Source organism: Novosphingobium sp. MBES04, assembly GCF_000813185.1.
Classification (GTDB): Bacteria; Pseudomonadota; Alphaproteobacteria; order Sphingomonadales; family Sphingomonadaceae; genus Novosphingobium; species Novosphingobium decolorationis.
In genome coordinates this window covers 1,897,201-1,920,063 of the sequence record NZ_DF850488.1, presented here as the reverse complement: position 1 = coordinate 1,920,063, position 22,863 = coordinate 1,897,201, and the positions used below count along the sequence as shown (strand labels likewise).

General features: G+C 66.5%; 15 protein-coding genes and 2 pseudogenes. 10 read left to right on the top strand and 7 right to left on the bottom strand.

What is annotated here, in order from left to right; translation table 11 throughout:
• Nucleotides 1-229 precede the first annotated feature (229 nt).
• On the top strand, nt 230-619 hold the full coding sequence (locus MBENS4_RS08410; RefSeq protein WP_039390077.1) for a CidA/LrgA family protein: 390 nt from the start codon (nt 230-232) through the stop codon (nt 617-619).
• Nucleotides 616-1,317 carry an LrgB family protein gene (locus MBENS4_RS08405; RefSeq protein ID WP_039390075.1) on the top strand — a complete coding sequence of 234 codons (702 nt, stop codon included), beginning with the start codon at nt 616-618 and terminating at the stop codon, nt 1,315-1,317. Before MBENS4_RS08410 ends, MBENS4_RS08405 begins: the two co-directional genes overlap by 4 nt.
• 98 nt (nt 1,318-1,415) lie before the next feature.
• On the opposite strand, the gene ctrA is transcribed toward MBENS4_RS08405, so the two are convergent.
• The 3 genes from ctrA to MBENS4_RS08390 form a co-directional block, all read right to left on the bottom strand.
• On the bottom strand, nt 1,416-2,111 hold the full coding sequence (gene ctrA / locus MBENS4_RS08400; protein ID WP_039390074.1) for a response regulator transcription factor CtrA: 696 nt from the start codon (nt 2,109-2,111) through the stop codon (nt 1,416-1,418).
• 218 nt (nt 2,112-2,329) lie between these two features.
• Nucleotides 2,330-3,709 (bottom strand): putative O-glycosylation ligase, exosortase A system-associated, encoded by a 1,380-nt coding sequence (locus MBENS4_RS08395; RefSeq protein ID WP_039392041.1) that lies wholly within the window; start codon nt 3,707-3,709, stop codon nt 2,330-2,332.
• A complete protein-coding gene (locus MBENS4_RS08390; RefSeq protein ID WP_039390072.1) occupies nt 3,702-3,914 on the bottom strand; it encodes a hypothetical protein in 213 nt (70 codons plus the stop codon). Before MBENS4_RS08390 ends, MBENS4_RS08395 begins: the two co-directional genes overlap by 8 nt.
• Before the next feature lie 66 nt (nt 3,915-3,980).
• Here MBENS4_RS08390 and MBENS4_RS08385 point away from each other — a divergent pair.
• The 5 genes and pseudogenes from MBENS4_RS08385 (at nt 3,981) to MBENS4_RS08365 (ending at nt 15,761) form a co-directional block, all read left to right on the top strand.
• Nucleotides 3,981-5,236 (top strand): annotated as a pseudogene (locus tag MBENS4_RS08385) (TIGR04063 family PEP-CTERM/XrtA system glycosyltransferase).
• Between the two features lie 55 nt (nt 5,237-5,291).
• Entirely contained in the window at nt 5,292-7,316 is a 2,025-nt protein-coding gene (locus MBENS4_RS08380) for a hypothetical protein (RefSeq protein WP_039390069.1), read from the top strand.
• A 326-nt stretch (nt 7,317-7,642) separates the two neighbouring features.
• A complete protein-coding gene (gene gltB / locus MBENS4_RS08375) occupies nt 7,643-12,283 on the top strand; it encodes a glutamate synthase large subunit (RefSeq protein ID WP_039390066.1) in 4,641 nt (1,546 codons plus the stop codon).
• Nucleotides 12,284-12,304: 21 nt separating this feature from the next.
• Nucleotides 12,305-13,738: a glutamate synthase subunit beta gene (locus MBENS4_RS08370; protein ID WP_039390063.1), complete on the top strand. Its 1,434-nt coding sequence runs from the start codon at nt 12,305-12,307 to the stop codon at nt 13,736-13,738.
• Nucleotides 13,739-13,907: 169 nt separating this feature from the next.
• Nucleotides 13,908-15,761: a methyl-accepting chemotaxis protein gene (locus MBENS4_RS08365; RefSeq protein ID WP_144400873.1), complete on the top strand. Its 1,854-nt coding sequence runs from the start codon at nt 13,908-13,910 to the stop codon at nt 15,759-15,761.
• A gap of 158 nt (nt 15,762-15,919) precedes the next feature.
• Here the strand turns inward: MBENS4_RS08365 and MBENS4_RS08360 are convergent, their stop codons facing one another.
• Both MBENS4_RS08360 and ung read right to left on the bottom strand, forming a co-directional pair.
• A complete protein-coding gene (locus MBENS4_RS08360) occupies nt 15,920-17,464 on the bottom strand; it encodes a catalase (RefSeq protein WP_052322112.1) in 1,545 nt (514 codons plus the stop codon).
• 100 nt (nt 17,465-17,564) lie between these two features.
• Nucleotides 17,565-18,281, bottom strand: coding sequence for a uracil-DNA glycosylase (gene ung / locus MBENS4_RS08355; RefSeq protein ID WP_052322111.1), 717 nt, complete (start codon nt 18,279-18,281; stop codon nt 17,565-17,567).
• A 124-nt stretch (nt 18,282-18,405) separates the two neighbouring features.
• Between ung and MBENS4_RS08350 the strand changes: the two genes are divergently transcribed.
• The 3 genes from MBENS4_RS08350 to MBENS4_RS08340 are packed head-to-tail and all read left to right on the top strand — an operon-like array spanning nt 18,406 to nt 20,177.
• A complete protein-coding gene (locus tag MBENS4_RS08350) occupies nt 18,406-18,987 on the top strand; it encodes a ribonuclease D (RefSeq protein ID WP_052322110.1) in 582 nt (193 codons plus the stop codon).
• Between the two features lie 21 nt (nt 18,988-19,008).
• A complete protein-coding gene (locus MBENS4_RS08345) occupies nt 19,009-19,659 on the top strand; it encodes a hypothetical protein (RefSeq protein ID WP_039390062.1) in 651 nt (216 codons plus the stop codon).
• Nucleotides 19,656-20,177, top strand: a complete 522-nt coding sequence (locus MBENS4_RS08340) for an LptA/OstA family protein (RefSeq protein WP_039390060.1) — start codon at nt 19,656-19,658, stop codon at nt 20,175-20,177. Before MBENS4_RS08345 ends, MBENS4_RS08340 begins: the two co-directional genes overlap by 4 nt.
• 104 nt (nt 20,178-20,281) lie before the next feature.
• On the opposite strand, the pseudogene MBENS4_RS26560 reads toward MBENS4_RS08340, so the two are convergent.
• Nucleotides 20,282-20,859 (bottom strand): annotated as a pseudogene (locus tag MBENS4_RS26560) (sugar transferase).
• 944 nt (nt 20,860-21,803) lie between these two features.
• Nucleotides 21,804-22,859, bottom strand: a complete 1,056-nt coding sequence (gene holA / locus MBENS4_RS08330; RefSeq protein WP_039390058.1) for a DNA polymerase III subunit delta — start codon at nt 22,857-22,859, stop codon at nt 21,804-21,806.
• Between the last annotated feature and the right edge of the window lie 4 nt (nt 22,860-22,863).

Here is a 22,863-nt window from a genome sequence, read left to right as displayed (position 1 = left end):
CAAAATGGGCGACCTCACCATTCTCAGGCCACGTGGCGCGATAACCCTGAGGTCGCCAGTTTGGGGAGCCCGAGGGCGATGGCCCTCGGAATCACCTTTCCATCCTTGTCCGCACATGGCTTCGTGCCTTGAATCCACGCAAAGGACGAATTGCACGCACGCCCCGGCCCGGCCATACCTCCCGGATCAGCCCGCGCCGCCCGCCTCTCCCAGAACCGGACCTTTCCCCATGCTCTCCGCCATCTTCCTCCTTCTTGCCTGCCAGCTCGTTGGCGAGGCGCTGCACCGGATCACCGGGCTTGCGCTTCCCGGTTCGGTCATCGGCATGGTGCTGCTGCTGGGATGGCTGGCGCTGGTGCGGCGCGAGCGGCCGACGCTGGGCGCGGTCAGTGGCTGGCTGACCGCGCATCTCTCGATCATGTTCGTGCCCGCCGCGGTCGGCCTCATGCAGGAAGGTCCTGCGCTTGCCCGCTATGGGCTGGGGCTCGCGCTCGCGACCGGGGTCTCGACCGTGCTGACCATCGTCGTCACCGCGCTGGTGTTCCGTTGGGCGCTTCGCCGCTTCACCCCGGACGAAGTCGGCAAGCGCCCCGTGCAGCCTGCGGAGCGCGGGGCATGAGTGCGCTGACGGGTCTTCTCGCTACCCCGCTCCTATGGTTGGCGGCGACGCTGGGCGTCTTCGAGATCTTTGAGCGCCTTTCCCAGCGCTCGGGGCGTCATCCGCTGTGCCACCCGGTGCTCTGGACCACGCCGGTGCTGATCGCGCTGCTCTGGGCCACGGGGACGCCCTATGCCGACTACCAGGCCGACACCTTTCTCCTCAGCTTCCTGCTCGGCCCGGCCGTGGTCGGTCTCGCCGTCCCGATCTGGGCGCAGCGTGAGCGCATCAAGCGCCTTGCCGTGCCGATTGTCCTGTCGCTCGCGGCCGGTGCGGTGACCTCGATCGTCAGCGCGGTCGGGATTCTCTCCCTCTTCGGGGCGCCTGCCGACATTCTCGCCTCGATTGCCCCACGCGCGACGACGACGCCGGTGGCGATGGCCATCGCCCAGCAGCTGGGCGGCGTGCCCGCGCTGGCCGCCTGCATCGTCCTGTTCGCCGGGATCGTGGGGGCGATGGCAGCCACCCCGCTCCTCAACGCAATGAAGTTCGACGACTATCGCCCGCGCGGCTTTGCCCTTGGCGTTTCCGCGCACGGGTTCGGAGCCGCACGCGCGTTCCAGGTCAGCGAGACCGCAGGTGCCTTTGCAAGTCTTGGCATGGCGCTCAACGCGGTGATGACGGCGGCCCTGCTCTCGCTCCTCGCCGCGCTGCTCTGATCCCACCCGAATCGCGAAAAGCGCGAATCGAAACGGCCGGCAATTCCCTCTAGGAACGCCGGCCGTTTCGATTCGGTCAGATCAGGATGCGGGTGCGCTCAGGCGACTTCCTGCATCTCGTCCGGATCGCGCAGGACATAGCCACGGCCCCAGACGGTCTCGATGTAGTTGGCCCCGCCGCAGGCGTGGCTGAGCTTCTTGCGCAGCTTGCAGATGAAGACGTCGATGATCTTCAGCTCGGGCTCGTCCATGCCGCCATAGAGGTGGTTCAGGAACATTTCCTTGGTCAGCGTGGTGCCCTTGCGCAGGCTGAGCAGCTCCAGCATGGCGTATTCCTTGCCGGTCAGATGCACCCGCGCGCCATCGACTTCCACGGTCTTGGCATCGAGGTTGACGACCAGCTTGCCGGTGCGGATGACCGACTGCGAATGCCCCTTGGAACGGCGCACAACTGCATGAATACGCGCGATAAGTTCTTCGCGGTGGAACGGCTTGGTGACGTAGTCGTCAGCGCCGAAGCCGAACGAGCGGACCTTGGAATCCATTTCCGAGATGCCCGACAGGATGAGGACCGGGGTCTGCACCTTGGCCACGCGCAGCTTCTTGAGCACGTCGTACCCGTGCATGTCGGGCAGATTGAGGTCGAGCAGTATGATGTCGTAATCGTACAGCTTGCCCAGATCGAGGCCTTCCTCGCCCAGGTCGGTCGAGTAGATATTGAACCCCTCGGCCGTGAGCATCAGCTCGATCGCACGCGCAGTGGTGGGTTCGTCCTCGATCAACAGAACTCGCATTGGGTGATCCCCTTGTTGCCCTTATGTGCCGACCCTATCGGCTCCCGGTGTAGACTGCGGTAACCGCTTCGCAACGGACCTTGCCGAGAATTAACCATAGGTGGGATGAAGGTTAAAGGTTAATTTGCCGTAAATGCGGACGCGAAGTGCAGACTATGGAAAGATTCTTAGTCGTGCCACCGCACATCCCCACGGTAACCAAAACGGCGAAGTGCCCTTCAGGTTAAGGGGCGCACCTTCATTTTCCTTTCCACGCGAGCACGGGGCTTCGCGCGGTCGGCCTTCACCTGTGGCGTACCGACCCGCCCAAGATAGCTCCACAGGCCGCACTGCAGGCCGATCACCATCAGGATGAAGGGCTGGAAAGCGATGCCCACGAACAGAGAACCGACGAGGTAGGACACCTGCGAGAGCTGGAGCGCATTGGCAAGCGGGGCCACCCAGGCCTCCTCCGGCGCGCTCCGCTTGCGGTAGCGGCGGCGCAGCGCCTCCATCTGCCACAGCCCCGAAGCCTGGAGCAGCAGCCACAGGAACAGGCCGGGATAGCCCTGTTCGCCCAGCATCTCGAAGTAGCTGGAGTGGTAGGCGCGGCCTGTCTCGACGACATGCTCGCGACGCACGGTCGTCACGTCTCCACTCGTGTCATGCACGACCGTGTCGTACTCGACCCGGCTCGCGAGGTAGGCCTCGAAACCACCGCCCAGCGGATTCTCCCGCGCGTAGTCCCAGGTCCACTTCCAGACCCCCAGCCGCGTACCCGCCGACTGGTCGGCCTCGTGGTTCTCGATGGTGTTCATGCGCGCGACGAACGATTGGGGCAGGAAGGGAATCGCGGCAAAGGCGACCAGCGTCATGCCCGCCAGGATCAGGACCCGGTGGCGCGCGGTGCGCAGGTAGAGGATGCATAGGGCCGCAAGGCAGACGAGGCCGGTGCGCGCCTGCGTGCCCACAGGGATCAGGCAGCACGCGAAGATGAGCGCCACCGCGAAAGTCCAGACCCTCCAGTCGGAGGGGAAGATCGTCGAATGTCGCGCCAGCCACAGGATGATCGGGATGACCGCGATGGCCACGCACGAGAGGATCGAGCCTTCATAGAGGCCCGTGTTGTTCTCCACGAAGATGCGCAAAGTGCCATAGCCGCCACCGCCCAGCGCGGTCTTGATCCCCCCATCGATGATGAGCGCGCTGGCCGCCAGCACCATCACCAGTGCGGCGGCCTCGATGCGCAGGCGCGTGCGCAGGGTGAGCGGGAGGAAGATCGCAAAGACCAGCGCCTTCCACACCCAGCTCCATTTCTCGAGCGCGGGCAGCGGATAGTCCGCGCGCAGCGTGGTCATCGCGCAGTAGGCTAGCAGCGCCAGCATCACTCCCTGACGCCAAGTGAAACGCGTCCCCTCCTTCCCGTCGAGCGCCAGCCAGCCGCCAAAGGCCGCAACGAAGGCAATCAGCGAAGTGGGGATGACCGAAAGGAACCCCCAGGAAATGATCTGGGGTGCAACGATGTCGATGTAGAGATAGCACAGCACCCACAGGAACGGGCGGCGCAGCCCGGCCAGCAGAAGCGCGACAAAGAAGCCGGTGAAGGCGAGGTTAAGCACCAGGCGCTCCCGGGCGCGGCGCACGCGCATCCTCTTCGGACTGCGGCTCGGTAGCGGCGCCGGGAACGCGCATCCCCTGCCCACCCGGGGCACGACGCGGCGCTGGGGGCTCGCCCTCGCGGTCGAGATCGGGCCGCTGCAACAGGCGCCACACGGCCAGCGCGATCAGGCCGTGGGAGAGGGCAAGGGCAAAGATGTCGACCATCGCAAAACCTGCTAAGGCGCCCGGGTTGACGCCGCGTTAAGCGTTGTCCTGTAGCAAACGAGCGCCATGAGCACACGCCCGCCCCGCATCCTGCACGTGCTGGACCATTCGCTGCCCCTGCAAAGCGGCTACACCTTCCGCACCCGTGCGATCCTGAAGGCACAGCAGGCGATGGGCTACGAGGTGCGCGGCGTCACGGGGCTGCGCCACAAGGCCGGAGACACCCCAGGTGACACGGCGCCTGAAGAGGCCGATGGCCTGCTCTTCCACCGCACCCCCGGGACCGCCAAGGGCCCGCCGGTCTGGCGCGAGGCGCGCGAAATCGCCCGCTTCCACACCGGGATCGAGGCCGCGATCGCGGCCTGGCGCCCGGACATCCTCCACGCCCATTCGCCCGCGCTGTGCGGCGCCGCGGCGCTGCGGGCCGCCCGGCGCCACGCGCTCCCCCTCGTCTACGAGATCCGGGCCTTCTGGGAAGACGCCGCGGTGGGCAACGGCACGGGTCGCGAAGGCTCGCTCAAGTACCGGCTGACCCGCGGCCTTGAAAACCACGTTGTTGCCCGCGCCGATGCAGTGGTGACGATCTGCGAGGGCCTGCGCGCCGATCTTGCCGGGCGCGGCGTGCCCGCCGACAAGATCACGGTCATGCCCAACGGCGTGGATCTCGATCTCTTCGGGACGCCTGCGCCGCGCAACGAGGCGCTTGCCCGGACGCTTGGCTTCCAGCGCGCGGACGGCGCCCCTGTCCGGTCATCGGTTTCATCGGCAGCTTCTACGATTACGAGGGGCTCGACGACCTCATCGCGGCCATGCCCGCCCTGCTCGCCCGAGAGCCCGACGCACGCCTCCTGCTGGTCGGCGGGGGCCCGCGCGCCGAGGCGCTTGGCGCGCAGGCCAAAGAGTCTCCGGCCGCGCACGCAATCCGCTTCGTGGGGCGCGTTCCCCACGCCGAGGTCGAACGCTACTACGCGCTGTGCGATGTCATGGCCTACCCCCGCAAGCGCAGCCGTCTCACCGACCTCGTCACCCCGCTCAAGCCCCTGGAAGCGATGGCCCAGGGCAAGATCGTCGCGGCCAGTGACGTGGGCGGACATCGCGAACTGGTCACCCATGGCGAGACCGGCGTGCTCTTCGCGCCCGATGATCCACAGGATCTGGCGCGCGCGCTTGCCGAACTGCTCGGCGCGCGCGATAGTTGGGAACGCCTTCGCACTGCGGGCATTGCCCATGTGCGCCGCGCGCACGACTGGTCCGCCAATGCCAGGCGTTATCAAGACGTTTACCAAATGCTGTCACCAGTGGTGGCGCAACATGGGCACTAGAACGCGATCGGTTCCGCGATTCCCGGCCCGATAATCACTCCTGGGGGTGTGCGACGTGGCCGATAAGATGCGCAAGACCAAGGGCGGAAAGCCGCCGATCAGCCAGCATCCGATCTTCCCCGCCATCATCGCGCTGTGGTGCGGCGCGCTGGCCGGGCTGTGCAGCATCGCGCTGCGGCCCGCCGTGGTTGAACAGGCGATTCTCGCCACCGGCCTCGACACGCTCGTACCCATGGCCGCGCCGCCGCTGGGGGCCACCTTCCGCATCGCGCTTGCCCTTGCCATGACCGGGCTCGGCGCCCTTCTTGGCGGATTCCTGGCCCTGCGCATCGTGCGCCCGCGCCCGTCTGCCCGCGCCCATGCCCGCGCCCACGGGGATCGCACCGAAATGGCTCGGGACGAAGCCCCGGTCAGCACGCGCGCGCCTGCGGGCCGTCGTCGGGCACTGGCCAACATGGAACTGGAAACCGCGAGCGCCCAGGAAGCGAGTGCAGAGACCGCCGAGGCCCTGGAAAATAGCGCGCCCGAGGCTCCCAAGGCCCCCGCGCAGTTCGAGACGATCATTGCGCCTGCATCTGCCGCAGCGCCCCTTGAAGAAACCGGACGTGGCGAAATCGCCGAAGGCATCCTCGACATGCGCGAGTTTGATCTCGAGGCCTATCTCGACAATGCACAGGCCCCCGCCGCCGAGCCGGACGTGATGCCCGCACCCCGCGAAGCCGAAGCCCCGGCCGCGACCGCGGCCGCGACCGCTGTCGCCCCGGATGCGCCTGTTGCCCTGGAGTCCAGCGTGTCCCCGTCGCGCCCCATCCCGCCCGAGGCGCAGGTCTTCCGGACAGGCACCCCGTCCGCCTCTGCGCCCGAGGCCGACGTACCGGCCGCCCCCGGCCAGCGCCTGTTCGATGCCTATTCGCAGGCGATCGCCGCAAGGACCGCGGCCCCTGGCTTCTCGCTGCTCCCGCACAAGGATGAGGAAATCGACGAAGGCGCAGAGACCTGGGACGAGATTCCGACCGTATCCGAGTCCGTCGCAACGGACGAACTGCGCAGCGCCCAGACCACTCCGGCCCAAGCGCCCGATGTGCTGCCCTTCGCCGCAGCCGCCATGGCCGAATTCACCGCAGGCGCAGGCCCGCGCAGCGGCGCCGAGCGCATCGCCGCGCGCGAACTCGATGAACTCTCGCCGATCGAACTGCTCGAGCGCCTCGCCCTGGCGATGACGCGCCGCCGCGAGACCGAGGCGCTGGACCCGGCCCCGGAGACATCGGACGAACCGACCCCGGCGCCGTCCACGAGCGGCCCCGCCATCCCGGAGCCCTATTCGCCGGAAGCCGCCACAGAGGCACCGCCACTACCGACGCCATCGGCCGCAGAGGAGGCAACACGCCCGCAGGTCGAAGCGCCCGAACCGGCCCCGGTCGCACTGGCCCGCGGCCCCTTCGCCGCACCGAACTCCGAGGCCACCCGCGAGCCTGCCACGCACGAGGCGGCACAGACGACTCCCGAAGAGGCGTCCGCCGCAAAGCCGGGCCTGCCCGCCGCCATGCGCGGGATCGACTTCGATGCCTTCGAGGACGAGGACGACGAGGCGCTGCCTGACTACATCCCGGCCCGCCACATCCGCGCGCCTGCACCGCCGTCCGCGCCGTCCCCGGCCCCGTTCGCCGCGCCCGCCGGCCTTGCCCCCGAGGAGCCCGAGGAAAACGACGCCGAAGAAGAAAGCGTGCTCGAACAGGGCTACTCCTCGCTGCTGGGCCTGTCGCGCCCGAGCGAAGCTGCGCCGTCCTTCGTGCGCGTCGAGGAACCCGACGACCATGACGAGATCGAACCGGTCGTGATCTTCCCAGGCGAAGAGGCGCGCAGCCAGACCGCCCGCGCATCGAGCGAGGCTCCGCGTCCCTTCGATGCGGCCCCAGCCGGAGGGTCCGAACCCTTGGCCTTCCCGCGTCAAATGCAGGCCGATGCCTCCCTCGCGCAGTCCCGCCCCTTCGATGCCCCCGCGCGCGAAGACTCAGAAGAGACCGAGAAGGCCCTGCGCGCGGCCCTCGCCACGCTCCAGCGGATGAGCGGCGCCGCCTGATCGCGACACTTGATCGCTGGAGAGGCAGCGGAGGCAATCGCCTGCCTTCTGTTCCCCGAAGCGGGTTCCGCTCCACGGACACTTGTTTCACCAAACCATTGCGACAGTTCTCAAACGCTGATTCTTGATAACAAAATGGCCTAAAATCGGCGTCAATTGGAATTTTTCATCCGTCGAGGCCCGAAGTCGGTTGCAAAACCGCCCCTCAATCTGCATGGGGACCGTGGGGTCACTATGTCGCTCAAGAGCGGCGCTCGATTCGTGCGCGCTGCGCGGGCGAAGCGGGTTTTGCGACCCCTGACAAAATGACAGGATGGGTATTATCGATGGGATTTCCTAAGCCCCAGGGCCTTTATGATGCGCGAAATGAACATGACTCCTGCGGTGTGGGCTTCGTAGCCCATATCAAGGGTGAGAAATCGCACGCCATTATTACCCAGGCTCTGGAGATTCTGAAAAACATCGACCACCGCGGCGCCGTGGGTGCGGACCCGCTGCTGGGCGATGGTGCGGGCATTCTCACGCAGATTCCCGATCAGCTTTTCCGCACGTGGGCCAAGGACAATGGCCATGAGCTGCCCCAGCCGGGCGACTACGCCGTGGCGATGTGCTTCCTGCCCCGCGACGAGGCTTCGCGCGACTTCGTGGTCTCGACCTTCGAGAAGTTCATTGCCAAGGAAGGCCAGCGCCTCGTGGGCTGGCGCGACGTGCCGGTCACGCTCGACGGCCTGGGCAAGGCGGTTCTGGAATCGATGCCGGTGGTGCGCCAGTGCGTGATCGCACGCGACGGCGACTGCCCCGACCAGGACGCGTTCGAGCGCAAGCTGCTGGTGATCCGCAAGCAGACGCAGAACCCGCTGCACAAGCTGGCCGAGAAGAACGACCTGCCCGGCCTGACCGAGCTCTACATGCCCAGCTTCTCGAGCCGCACGATCGTCTACAAGGGCCTGCTCCTGGCAACCCAGGTCGGCTCGTTCTACGACGACCTGCGCAATCCGGACTTCGTCTCGGCGCTCGGCCTCGTGCACCAGCGCTTCTCGACCAACACCTTCCCGAGCTGGCGCCTTGCGCACCCCTACCGCTTCATGGCGCACAACGGTGAAATCAACACCGTGCGCGGCAACGTGAACTGGATGAACGCGCGCCGCCGCACCATGGAAAGCGACCTCCTGGGCGCGGACCTCGACAAGATGTGGCCGATCATCCCGCACGGCCAGTCGGACACCGCGTGCCTCGACAACGCCTTCGAACTGCTGCTCGCGGGCGGCTACTCGCTGGTCCACGCGATGATGATCCTCATCCCGGAAGCCTGGGCCGGCAACCCGCTGATGGACGCCAAGCGCCGCGCCTTCTACGAATACCACGCCGCGCTGATGGAGCCCTGGGACGGTCCGGCCGCCGTGGCCTTCACCGATGGTCGCCAGATCGGCGCCACCCTCGACCGCAACGGCCTGCGCCCCGCGCGCTTCCTCGTCACCGACGATGACCTGTGCGTCATGGCCTCGGAAAGCGGCGTCCTGCCGATCGCCGAGGAGCGCATCGTGCGCAAGTGGCGCCTCCAGCCCGGCCGCATGCTGCTGATCGACTTCGAAGAAGGTCGCATCATCGAGGACGAGGAAATCAAGTCCAAGCTCTCGGAGGAGGAACCCTACGAGAAGTGGCTCGACAAGGCGCAGTACAAGCTCGCCGACCTCGACGTGATCGAGCCCGAACTGGCCGAGATCCCTGCCCCCACCGGCACGCTGCTCGACCGCCAGCAGGCCTTCGGCTACACCCAGGAAGACACCCAGCGCTTCCTCGAGCCGATGGCCATGAACGGCGATGATCCGATCGGCTCGATGGGCACCGACACGCCGATCCCGGTCCTGTCGAACAAGGCCCGCCTGCTCTACGACTATTTCAAGCAGAACTTCGCGCAGGTCACCAACCCGCCGATCGACCCGATCCGCGAGGAACTGGTCATGAGCCTCGTCTCGATGATCGGTCCGCGCCCGAACCTGCTCGGCCACGATGCCGGAACGCACAAGCGTCTCGAAGTCAGCCAGCCGATCCTGACCGACAAGGGTCTGGCCAAGATCCGCTCGGTGGAAGCCGCCCTTGACGGCGCCTTCCGCACCGAGACCATCGACATGACCTGGGACGCCGAGAGCGGCGCCGCGGGCCTTGAGATGGCGATCAAGGAAATGTGCTGGGCAGCAACCGAAGCCGTGCTCGCGGACAAGAACATCCTGATCCTGTCCGACCGTGCGCAGGGCCCGGACCGCATTCCGATGCCTGCGCTGCTGGCGACCGCAGCGGTGCACCACCACCTCGTGCGCCAGGGCCTGCGCATGCAGACCGGCCTTGTCATCGAGACCGGTGAAGCCCGCGAAGTCCAGCATTTCTGCGCGCTGGCTGGCTATGGCGCCGAAGCGATCAACCCCTACCTCGCTTTCGAGACGATCGAGGAAATGCGGGTCCGCAAGAAGCTGCCGATCTCGGCCGACGATGCGGCCAAGAACTACGTCTACGCCGTGGGCAAGGGCATCCGCAAGGTGATGTCCAAGATGGGTATCTCGACCTACCAGTCGTACTGCGGCGCGCAGATCTTCGACGCGGTGGGCCTCTCGAGCGAGTTCATCGAGACCTACTTCGCAGGCACCGCGACGACCATCGAAGGCGCGGGCCTGGCCGAAATCGCCGAAGAGACCGTGCGTCGCCACGCCGAGGCCTATGGCGACAACCCGATCTACGCGGGCATGCTCGACGTGGGCGGCATCTACGGCTCGCGCGTACGCGGTGAAGACCACGCCTGGACCAGCGACAACATCGGCAACCTCCAGCACGCGGTGCGCGGCAACGTGCCCGCCAAGTACAAGGAGTTCGCCGAGAGCATCAACGACCAGTCGGCCCGCATGCTGACCATCCGCGGCCTGCTCGACTTCAAGCTGGCCGAGACGGCCATTCCCATCGAGGAAGTCGAACCGGCCAGCGAGATCGTCAAGCGCTTCGCCACCGGCGCGATGAGCTACGGCTCGATCTCGTGGGAGGCGCACACCACGCTGGCGCTCGCCATGAACCGTATCGGCGGCAAGTCGAACACCGGTGAAGGCGGCGAGGATCCCAAGCGCTTCAAGCCGCTGGAAAACGGCGACACGATGCGTTCGTCGATCAAGCAGGTTGCCTCGGGCCGCTTCGGCGTCACCACCGAGTACCTCGTCAACGCCGACGACATCCAGATCAAGATGGCGCAGGGCGCAAAGCCCGGCGAAGGCGGCCAGCTGCCCGGCCACAAGGTCGACAAGGTGATCGGCAAGACCCGTCACTCGACCCCGGGTGTGGGCCTTATCTCGCCGCCGCCGCACCACGACATCTACTCGATCGAGGACCTTGCGCAGCTCATTCACGATCTCAAGAACGTGAACCCGACGAGCCGCGTTTCGGTCAAGCTCGTCTCCGAAGTGGGCGTGGGCACGGTTGCCGCCGGTGTCTCGAAGGCACGTGCGGACCACATCACCGTCTCGGGCTACGAGGGCGGTACCGGCGCTTCGCCGCTGACCTCGCTGACCCACGCGGGCAGCCCGTGGGAAATCGGCCTGGCCGAAACCCAGCAGACGCTGATCCTCAACAACCTGCGCAGCCGCGTCGCTGTCCAGGCGGACGGCGGCCTGCGTACGGGCCGTGACGTCGCGGTCGCCGCGCTCCTGGGCGCCGACGAGTTCGGCTTTGCCACTGCGCCGCTGATCGCGGCCGGGTGCATCATGATGCGCAAGTGCCACCTCAACACCTGCCCGGTCGGCGTTGCCACGCAGAACCCCGTTCTGCGCGCCCGCTTCACCGGCCAGCCCGAGCACGTGATCAACTACTTCTTCTTCGTCGCCGAGGAACTGCGCGCGATCATGGCCCAGCTGGGCTTCCGCACCATCGCCGAGATGGTCGGCCGCGTCGACAAGCTCGACATGAAGAAGGCGATCACCCACTGGAAGGCCAAGGGCGTCGACCTCTCCCGCATCCTCTACCAGGCACCGCTGGGCGACAGCCCCTCGCTGAACTGGTCGGAGCGCCAGGACCACGGCCTCGAGAACGCGCTCGACAACGCGCTCATCGCCGCCGCGGCCCCGGCCCTGGAGAACGGCGAGGCCGTGCGCATCGAGAAGCCGGTGATCAACGTCAACCGCACCGTGGGCGCGATGCTCTCGGGCGAGGTGGCGCGTCGCTACGGCCATGAGGGCCTGCCCGACAACACCATCAACGTGCAGCTGACCGGCGTTGCCGGCCAGAGCTTCGCGGCCTGGCTCGCCCATGGCGTGACGCTCGACCTCGTCGGCGATGCCAACGACTACGTCGGCAAGGGTCTGTCGGGTGGCCGCGTGATCGTGCGCCAGCCGGACAACGTGAAGCGCGTTCCCACCGAGAACATCATCGTCGGCAACACCGTGCTCTACGGCGCGGTATCGGGCGAGGCGTTCTTCAACGGCGTGGGCGGCGAGCGTTTCGCGGTCCGCAACTCGGGCGCGATCGCGGTTGTCGAAGGCTGCGGCGATCACGGCTGCGAGTACATGACCGGCGGCGTGGTGATGGTTCTGGGCAAGACCGGACGCAACTTTGCAGCCGGCATGTCGGGCGGCATCGCCTACGTCTACGACGAGGAAGGCCGCTTCAAGGACCTGGCCAACACCGCCATGGTGGATCTCGAAAGCGTCTCGGCGACCCCGGACGAGGACGAGGGCACCGGCCGTCCGCAGCAGCGCACGGTCAGCGTCAACGACCTGGGCATGGGCGACATGCTGCGTCACGACGCCGAGCGCATCCGCGTCCTGCTGGAACGCCACAAGCTGCACACCGGCTCGAGCCGGGCCAGCGAACTCCTCGACAACTTCGAGGATGCGCTGGGCAAGTTCGTCAAGGTGATGCCGCGCGACTACGCCAAGGCGCTCAAGATGCTCGAAGCCGAGCGTCTCGAAGCCGCCACGGTCGCGGCGGAATAAGTTCGAAGGAATATAGAAGACATGGGCAAGGAAACCGGCTTTCTCGAGCTTGACCGCCAGGACCGTACGTACGGACCTGTCGACGAGCGTCTGAAGAACTACAAGGAGTTCGTGGTCCCCCTTTCGGCGGAAACGCTGAAGGGGCAGGCCTCGCGCTGCATGAACTGCGGCGTGCCGCACTGCCACACCGGCTGTCCGGTGAACAACATCATCCCCGACTGGAACCACCTGGTCTACGAGGACGACTTCCGCAACGCGCTTCAGGTCCTCCACTCGACCAACAACTTCCCCGAGTTCACCGGCCGCATCTGCCCCGCGCCGTGCGAGGCGGCCTGCACGCTGAACCTCATCGACGAGCCCGTCACGATCAAGTCGATCGAATGCGCGATCGTCGACAAGGGCTGGTCGGAAGGCTGGATCACGCCGAAGATCCCCGAGGCGAAGACCGGCAAGTCGGTCGCGGTCGTGGGTTCGGGCCCGGCGGGCCTCGCCTGCGCGCAGCAGCTGGCGCGCGCGGGCCACTCGGTCACCGTGTTCGAGAAGAACGACCGTGTGGGCGGGCTGATGCGCTACGGCATCCCCGACTTCAAGATGGAGAAGCACCTCATCAACCGCCGCGCCGCGCAGATGGAGGCTGAAGGCGTGACCTTCCGCACCTCCACCGAAGTGGGCGTGAACGTCTCGGTGAGCTCGCTCAAGGAAAACTACGACGCGATCGTCTTTGCCGGCGGCGCCGAGGATGCGCGCAAGCTGCAGATCCCGGGCGCTGAACTGCCCGGCGTGCGCCTTGCGATGGAGTTCCTCACCCAGCAGAACAAGCGCAACGCGGGCGACGATGAACTGCGCGCCGCACCGCGCGGTTCGCTCACCGCGACCGGCAAGAACGTCATCGTCATCGGCGGCGGCGACACCGGTTCGGACTGCGTGGGCACCTCCAACCGCCAGGGCGCCAAGTCGGTCACCCAGCTCGAGATCATGCCCAAGCCCCCGGTCCACGAGGACAAGGGCATGTCCTGGCCGTTCTGGCCCCTGAAGCTGCGCACTTCGAGCAGCCACCAGGAAGGTGCGGACCGCGAATGGGCCGTGCTTACCAAGCGCGTCGTCGGCGACAACGACGTCAAGGGCCTCGAATGCGTCCGCGTCGAGTGGAAGGACGGCAAGATGGTCGAGGTCGAGGGCAGCGAGTTCACGCTCGAAGCCGACCTCATCCTTCTCGCCATGGGCTTCGTGGGCCCCAAGAAGGCCGGCATGCTCGACCAGGCCGCCGTCGAGCTCGACGCGCGCGGCAACGTCAAGGCCGACACCCAGGTCTACCAGACCTCGGACGAGCAGATCTGGGCCTGCGGCGACATGCGCCGTGGCCAGAGCCTCGTCGTCTGGGCCATCCGCGAAGGCCGCCAGTGCGCGCGCGCCGTCGACGAGGCCCTGATGGGCGCGAGCGAACTGCCGCGCTGAGACAGGGCCACACGGTAACCGAGAGACGAAGGGGCGTCCGCAAGGGCGCCCCTTTTTTCATGGCTCCCGAAAGCGTTGCGCGCGCCCTGTGCGACCTCCTGGCATCTTGCCGCTTCCTGCCCGGCTCCCCCGCAAAGTCGCCTAGGTCCGCCTTGGCGCCCATTTCACCGTGCGCCGTTACCTCCTCTTCGCGGCAGCCCGGCCACGGGCCGCCTGCAAGGACGCGCGCCGGGATGCGCAGAAGGGATGGAGCGAGACGGTGATCAAGGACCAGACCCGGAAGGCCGGACGCGGGCTCACCACGCTCGTTGCGCTCGCCGTGCTGCTGACCGGCCTTGCCGTCTACATGATCCGCTTTGGCGGTCCGATCGAGCGCAAGCACGCCCTCCAGAACGAGATGCTGGCTGACATCCTGCCGCCGCCAGCCTTCGTCGTCGAACCCTACCTCCAGGTCACACAGGCCACCGCCAACCCGGGGAAAGCCCCGCTCGTCCTTGACGAGCTGGAGCGCCTCGAAGGCGAATTCCGCGAACGCCAGGCCTATTGGCAGGAAAACGAGGTGCCTCCCGAAGTACGCGACCAGCTGGCCCGCGTGATCCGGGTCGCGGACCATTTCTGGCGCATCGTCGATGGCAAGTTCGCCAAGGCCGCCAAGGGCCGCGACCGGGATGCCATGTACTGGATCCAGGAGCGCGAACTCTCCCCCATCTACGACTGCCAGCGCCACGAAGTGCTCAAGCTCGTCGCCCTCTCGCGCGCCTTCACCACGGCCGAGATGCGCACCGACACCTGGATCACCGCCGCCTGCCTGCTGGCCAGCGCTCTCATAGCGCTGCTGCTGGCGGCCGCCATCCCCTATGCCGCCCGGCTGATCGACCGTAGGATCGTCACCCCTCTGGAGAACGCCAGCCGCAGCTTCGGACACCTCGCCTCAGGCGACTTCGACATCGTCATCGAAGGCACCGAGCGGCGCGACGAGTTCGGTACGATGGCCCGCTCGATGGACGTCTTCCGCCGCGCCGGGATCGAGAAGGCCAGCGCGGACGAGGAACAGCGGCGCGTGGTCGAGAATGTCTCGGTCGGCCTCCACAAGCTTGCGGGCAAGGACCTCGAATACCGCATCACCGAGCCCTTCCCGGAAAGCTACGAGGCGCTGCGCACGAACTTCAACGAGGCCGTCTCCGCACTGTGCAAGGCCATGGGCACCGTGCGCGTCGGGGCCTCCAGCGTGATGAACGCGATCTCGGAGATTCGCGCGGGCTCGGACGACCTTGCCCAGCGCAACCAGCAGCAGGCCGCGAGCCTGGAGGAAACCGCCGCGGCCATGGCGCAAGTGACCGACCGCATCCGCGAATCGGCAGGCACCGCCGCTCAGGCGCAGGAGGCCATCACCACGGCCCACGACGAGGCCAGCGAAGGCGGCGAAGTGGTCCGCGCGGCCGTCTCCGCGATGTCCGCCATCGAGGCATCCGCGCGCGAGATTTCGACCATCATCGACCTCATTGATGGTATTGCCTTCCAGACCAATCTCCTGGCCCTCAACGCAGGGGTCGAGGCCGCGCGCGCGGGCGATGCGGGCAAGGGCTTCGCGGTCGTCGCCAACGAGGTGCGCGATCTCGCCCAGCGTTCGGCCGACGCGGCGCACCAGATCAAGGAGCTCATCACCAAGAGCAGCGCGCAAGTGGAAGGCGGCGTCGAACTGGTCGGCGAGACCGGCACCCGGCTCGAGGCCATCCTGGCGCAAGTGAGCGAACTGCGCAGCTTCATCGCGCAGATGGCCACCTCGGCGCGCCAGCAGGCGAGCGACCTCGACCAGGTCAACACCTCGGTCGGCGAAATGGACCGCATGACCCAGCAGAACGCGGCCATGGTCGAGGAAACGACCGCCGCGACCCGAAGCCTGGAAAGCGAAGCGCGCGGCCTCAGCGAACTCATGGCGGGCTTCCGCACCCGCATGCGCGAGGACCGCCCCGAGATCGCGGGACAGGGCGAGCCCTTGCGGCGGACCAGCGCGGCGGCCTGAGCGGCCAGAAGGAAAGAGAAATCCGAGGGCCATCGCCCTCGGGCTCCCCGAACGGTCAACCTCACCTTGCGCACGCCAGATTGGCTGAGAAAGGTGAGGTTGCCGATTCCGGGGTCAAGGGGCGATGGCCCCTTGAAATAAGAATTCTACTTCGTCGCTTACTCCGCGTGCGCCTTCACGGTGTCGGGCGCCGTATTCACCTCTTCGGCGTCGGTCGCGGTCTCGCTCGTGATCGGCACTGCGTTCACGTCGCTGTCGAGTTCCTCGCAGGCCTTGCGCACGCCGGCCGCGTAGTCGGGGTGGACGTTCTCCAGGACCGCGAACCAGCGTTCCTTCACGCCCTTCGAGCACGGCCCCATGGCCTGCGCGTAGTTGGTGTAGAGGCGCTGCTTCTGCTCGTCGGTGAACATCTCATAGAGCGCGCGGGGCTGCGTGAAGTCGTCCATCTCCTGCGGGTTGCCATAGCGATCCATGTCCCCGTCGATGCGCAGCGGCGGCTCCTGCGCGCCCGCATCGGCGACCGGCCCATCGTACTGGTTGGGCTCGTAGTAGGCGTCCGGGTTGCCGAAGTCGTTGGTGAAGAAGCGCATCGCGCCGTCCTTGTGATAATGATTCACCTTGGCGGCCTTGGCCGCGTTGGCGGGCAGCGCCTCGTAATGTGTGCCCAGGCGGTAGCGGTGCGCATCGGCATAGGAGAACACGCGTGCCTGCAGCATCTTGTCGGGCGAGAACGAGATCCCCGGCACGATGTTCGAGGGGCTGAATGCCGCGTTCTCGACCATCTGGAAGTAGTTGTCCGGGTTCTGGTTCATCTCCAGGACGCCCACCTCGATCAGCGGGTAGTCGCCGTGGGGCCAGACCTTGGTGAGGTCGAAGGGGTTGTAGGGCGTCTTGAGCGCGTCTTCCTCGGGCATGACCTGGATGTAGAGCGTCCACTTGGGGTACTCGCCCTTCTCGACCGCGTTGTAGAGGTCCTCCTGATAGGATTCGCGCGTCTTTCCGATCAGCTTCTCGGCCTCGGCGTTGGTGTAGAACTTGTGCCCCTGCTGGGTCTTGAAGTGGAACTTCACCCAGAAGCGTTCGCCAGCCGCGTTCCACATCGAGAAGGTGTGGCTGCCATACCCGTTCATGTGCATCGGGTTCTTGGGGATGCCGCGGTCCGACATCAGGATCGTCACCTGGTGCACGCTCTCGGGCTGGGCGGCCCAGAAGTCGAACATGGCCTCGGGGCTGCGCAGGTTGGTGCGCGGATGGCGCTTCTGCGTGTGGATGAAGTCGGGGAACTTGTAGGCATCGCGCACGAAGAAGACGGGCGTGTTGTTGCCCACCATGTCCCAGTTGCCGTCCTCGGTGTAGAACTTGAGGGAGAAGCCGCGCACGTCGCGTTCGGCATCGGCCGCGCCCGCTTCACCCGCGACGGTCGACCAGCGCGAAAGCACCTCGGTCTGCTTTCCCACCTCGGAAAACATCTTCGCGCAGGTGTACTTCGTGATGTCCTTGGTCACCGTGAAAGTGCCCTGCAGGCCCCAGCCCTTGGCGTGGACGGTGCGCTCGGGGATGCGCTCGCGGTTCTGGTGGGCGAGCTTCTCCAGGAGCTGGTAGTCCTGCATCAGCACCGGCCCGCGCGTGCCTGCGGTCAGCGAGTTCTCGTTGGAGGGAACAGGGGCACCGGCGCTGGTGGTCAGGGTGGGCTTGTCGGCCATGGATGGGTCCTCTCGGCGATTGGGGGTTCGCCAAAGAGAATGCGTCAGGCCCGCAAGTGGTTGCCGCAGGGCTTGCGATCAGCCTGATCGGCTGCGTCTATCAGACGCAGCCCCAATCGATCGGCTCACGCCCGTTCTCTTCCAGAAAGGCGTTGGTACGGCTGAAATGCCCGCATCCTAGGAACCCGCGGTGCGCCGAGAGCGGACTGGGATGCGGCGCCTGCAGGATGAGGTGCTGACTTTGCATGAGCCCCGGCACCCGCTGCGCCTTCTTCTGCGCATGCGAACCCCACAGCAGGAACACGCACGGCTCGCGCCGCGCCGCAACTGCGGCCACGGCGGCATCGGTGATCGCCTCCCAACCCCGCTTCTGGTGCGAACCGGCCTGCCCCGCCTCGACCGTCAGGGCGTTGTTGAGGAGCAGCACACCCTGGCGAGCCCAGCCTTCCAGATTGCCGTGCCCGGGCGCCGTCACACCGCAGTCGCGGGCCAGTTCCTTGTAGATGTTGACCAGCGAGGGGGGCACGCGCACGCCCTTCTGCACCGAAAAGGCCAGCCCGTGCGCCTGTCCCGGCCCGTGATAGGGGTCCTGCCCCAGGATCACGACCTTGACCGCATCGAGCGGGGTAAGTTCCAATGCGCGCAGGCGGCTGCCGCGCGGGGGATAGATGGTCTTGCCGCCCGCCTCCTCGGCATGCAGCCAGGCGCCCAGACGGCGCGCCTCGGGAGCTTCCAGAACCGGGGCAAGCGCGGCGCGCCAGCTTTCCGGCACCGCCTCGGCGCCTTCGGCACCGGCGTGGCTGTCCGATCCGCTCATCGCAAATTTCCTCCGCGCCCGGCAACAAGGTGGGCTTGCGCCCATTGCGCAACCGACCGGCAATCCCTAAGCACTTTCGCATCATGCTGTCTATCTCCACGAAGAAGATCTCCCCGAGGGCGTCCTGGCGCCGGGGCCCGTTGCCGTCGACACCGAGACGATGGGACTCATCACCCGCCGCGACCGCCTGTGCGTGGTCCAGATTTCCGATGGCGGAGGCGATGAGCATCTCGTCCGCTTCGCGCCGGGCAGCGACTACGCCGCGCCCAACCTGAAGGCGGTGCTGGCCGATCCGGCGCGCCTCAAGCTCTACCATTTCGCGCGCTTCGACCTCGCCGCGATGGAGCACTACATGGGCGTGATGGCTGCGCCTGTGTTCTGCACCAAGATCGCGAGCAAGCTGGTGCGCACCTACACCGACCGCCACGGCCTCAAGGACCTGGTGCGCGAACTTCTCGGCAAGGAAGTGTCCAAGCAGCAGCAGTCGAGCGACTGGGGTGCACCGGACCTGTCCGACCCGCAGAAGGAATACGCGGCCTCCGACGTGCGCCACCTCCACGCGATGCACACCATCCTGGTCGAGCGCCTCGCCCGCGAGGGCCGCACCGAGATGGCCCAGGCCTGCTTCGATTTCCTTCCCGCCCGCGCGCGTCTCGACCTCGCCGGGTGGCCTGACCACGACATTTTCAGCCACCAAGCGGCCTGACGCTGCAGGAACCACGCGCCCATGTCTGAGGAAGCCAGACAGATCCGCAACCGCCGCCGGCACCTTGCCGCGCCCGGCGGCTCGCACGACCGCCTGGTGGGTTTCCTGATAAAGGCCCTGCCGGCCGCAATCGGCGTGGTCGCTGCGGTGATGATCCTCGTGCCCCTCAGCCCGCGCGGCGAAGTCAGCTTCCTGCTTGATCGCAACAAGGTCGAGGTCACCGAAAACCGCCTCTCGGTCGACGACGCCGCCTACAGCGGCAAGGACGACCGGGGGCGCGCCTTCACCGTCACGGCAGGCACGGCCGTTCAGGAAAGCGCGGCCAGTCCCATCGTCGAGATGTTCGACCTCGCCGCCCAGCTTGCACTCAGCGACGGGCCCGGCAAGATCGTCGCCCCGCGCGGGCGCTACAACTACGACGAGGACCTGCTCGACGTCGATGGACCTGTCGATTTCGCCGCGAGCGATGGCTACCACATGACCGCGAACAACGTCTCGGTCGATATCGCATCCAAGCTCGCCCATGGCTCCGGCGGCGTCGAAGGTCGGGTGCCCAGCGGCACCTTCAAGGCCGAGACCATGCAGGCCGACCTCGATGCGCGCACCGTAACCCTTGAAGGCAATGCCAAGCTGCGGATGACCCCCGGCAGCAAGCTGGAGATACCCCAATGACGTCCGTTCGCCTGCCCTCCCTTGCGCTGCGTTCGGCCCTTGCCCTCGCGATCCTGGCAACAGGCGGCCTGGTCGCCTCCCAGCGGATCGGGGCGCAGGCCCTCGAAGGCCACAACACCGACGCCCCTGTCGACTTCTCGGCCGACAAGATCGAGCTGCAGGACCGGGAGGACCGCGTCGTGCTCACCGGCAATGTCGACATCCGCCAGGCCGGCCTGACGCTGAAGGCCGCGCGCACCGTGGTCAATTTCACCAACGCCGACCGCCTCGAGGTCCAGCGCATCACCGCAACCGGCGGTGTACGTGTGACCCGGCGCGACGAAGTCGCCACCGGCGACGTGGCCGTCTACGACTTCAACAAGCGCATCATCACCATGGTCGGCAACGCCTCGCTCAAACGCGGCAGCACCGATACGCTGCGCGGCGGTCGTTTCGTGGTCGATCTCAAGACCGGCGTCTCCTCGGCCTCGGGCGGGCGCGTCAAGGGCACCTTCAACGTACCCAAATCGTCGAACTGATCCTAGCCGGTACCTTCGCCAGCACCTTCGCCGACACAGGCACGAAAAAGCCCACCCGGTCGCAATGACCCGGCGGGCTTTTTCGTGCCTGACTTGGCTGGCGCTCAGAACGCGCGGTCGTGGACCAGGACGCGCAAGGTCAGGAAGATGATCTGCACATCGCGCATGATCGTCCAGCCTTCGAGGTATTCCAGATCCGACTGCAGGCGGTTGACCAGATCCGATTCCTTGTCGGTCGCGCCGCGATAGCCGCGCACCTGCGCAAGGCCCGACAGGCCCGGCTTGAGGCTGTGCCGCTGCCAGTAGCGCAGGTCCACCTCCCAGAACAGCTTGTCGCCCGCCAGCGATCCCGTGGCGTGCGGGCGCGGACCGACGAGGCTCATGTCGCCAAGGAGCACGTTGAAGAGCTGGGGCAACTCGTCGATGCTGGTCTTGCGGATGAACTTGCCGACCGGGTGATGCGCTGGTCGTTCTTCGAGGCCGACTGGTTGCCATCGGCATCGCACAAGGCCTCTGTCATCGAACGGAACTTGTACATGTTAAAGAAGCGGTTGCCGCGCCCCATGCGCCGCTGGACGAAGAGCACCGAGCCCCCGTCGTAGAACTTCACGGCCAGCGCGATCACGATCAGAAGCGGCGAGAGCGCAAGGATGGCGCTGCCCGCGAAGGCAAGGTCGAACATGCGCTTGATCGCCCGCTCGCGAAGCCCCAACGGCCCTGCCGAAACCAGGAGGAGGCCATGCTGGCCCGAGACTCGGGCCCCCTGCGCGCCGAGACGCACAACGACATCGTCCAGCACTTCACCATCGACGTTGGCGCCCTTGAGCATCATCGCCCATTCCGCGCGGCGGCCGACCGGGCAGCTTACGATCACGCGGTCGATATTGCGCAGCACCAGACCGAAGCGGTCAAGCGCATCGGGGTCCTTGAGATCGGGACGCAAACCCATCGCGGTAGCCGAAACGCGAATGGCCCCGGGGAAATCGACCTTGGGACCGCCATCGTCGATGACCAGTTCGTTGAGCACCTGGGTGCCGCAGCGCCAGCGGACCAGGGCCCGCATCTGGCGACGCGAAATGGCCATCAGGATCATCGCCGTGACCGAGCCGAGGATAAAGGCCAGACGCGGCAATTCGCCGGACGGACGGATAAGGAACTGCACGAAGACCGCGACAGCCACCGAAAGCGTCATCGCCATCATCGTTCGGGCCACGCCCGACCAGGCGTTGCGCAACGTGGTGAGCGAATAGCTCCCGTTGTAGAGGGCCAGTGTCAGGAAGATGGGAAGGACCAGCTGTCCATAAACGAGCGCCCGCGCGAACCCGAGCTGGCCATGAATCGCCCAGCCGATCACCGCAAAACCGATCGCGATCGCCAGCATGTCGCCGAGCATGATGCCCAGATAACACTGCAAACGCCGCCGCACGAGAGCTGGCGCAACGGGGCTAACCCCTTGCTCCGGCGAAACATTGAGCATGGCACGTGGCGCGAACGGCGCATTCATGGATTCGGCACTCCCGACAGCCAGCTTCACCTTGCCCTGCCCCCCTGCGTTAGTTCGAAGACGGTAATGCTGCAGTGCAATACGTATAGTCCCCATGGCCACCAAGTAGCAATCGAAAAACCTTAGACGGTTCTGCTTGCGCGTTGTTTTGTAGATCCTATCGCCATTCGAGCAATTCGCACGAGACCATCGGCCAACAAGAGCTCCGAATCCTGACTATTGGACAGGAGACTCTGGTGCAGTGCAACAAGACGCGACACGAGACGGTCGAGACGCGGGCCGCGCCAGACCCGCAATTGCTGCGCCAGGGCCGGTTTGTCTTTCCAGAATACCCGACGCGCCTTGGCTTCGGCTTCGAGTAAAGCGCCAACGTCGCCGTTCGTTCCCAATTGGGCATTGAGGGCGGCCAGTTGAGCCACACGCCGCTCCAAGGCCAGCAACAGCCCCACCGGATTGATCTGCAGGTCGTGCATGCGCTTGAGTTCGGAGGCGAGGAGCTCGCGCTTCCCCCCCAGGATCGTATCGACGAGCGGACCGAAGGCATCGTCCTCGGTCGAGGCGCCGATCGCATCGAGCGCCTCCATCGTCACCGCCTGCGGAGCCTCGGGCACGGCATCGAGATAGAGCGCCAGCTTCTCGACCTCGGAACGCGCAAGCCGCGTGTCGAGCCCTGCCGCACGGGCAATGCGCTGGGCGACCTCGCTCCCCATCTTGAGCCCCGCCCCGTTGGCCAGCGTGCGCACCGTGGCGGTCACCGAGGCGAGATCGGGCGGATAGAACATGCCCACCAGCGCGTCGCCGCGCCCGGAAAGCAGCTTGGCCGTGCGCGACTTGTCGGTCGCGCCGGTCGCCACGATCAGGACCGGGCAGCCCTCGACCTCGTTCTCGATCAGGGTCTTGACCGCATCATGCGCTTCGTCGCCCTGCGCGCGCACGTAGATGTGGCGGGTGCCGCCGAACAGCGAAGTCGAGCGGGCCTCATCGCCCAGGCGCACCGGATCGCGGCGCAGTTCCGCCCCGCTCATCTCGATACGTTCGCCCGGGTCGTCCAGAAGCGAGACGATCTTCGCGGCCGCATCGCTCGCGCCCGATTCGTCGGGCCCACACAGGAAGAACAGCCGGGCCTCACGCGCGACCCGGGCCGCGACCGAGGCGAAGTCCTTCTGGGTGGCCTTCACGGGA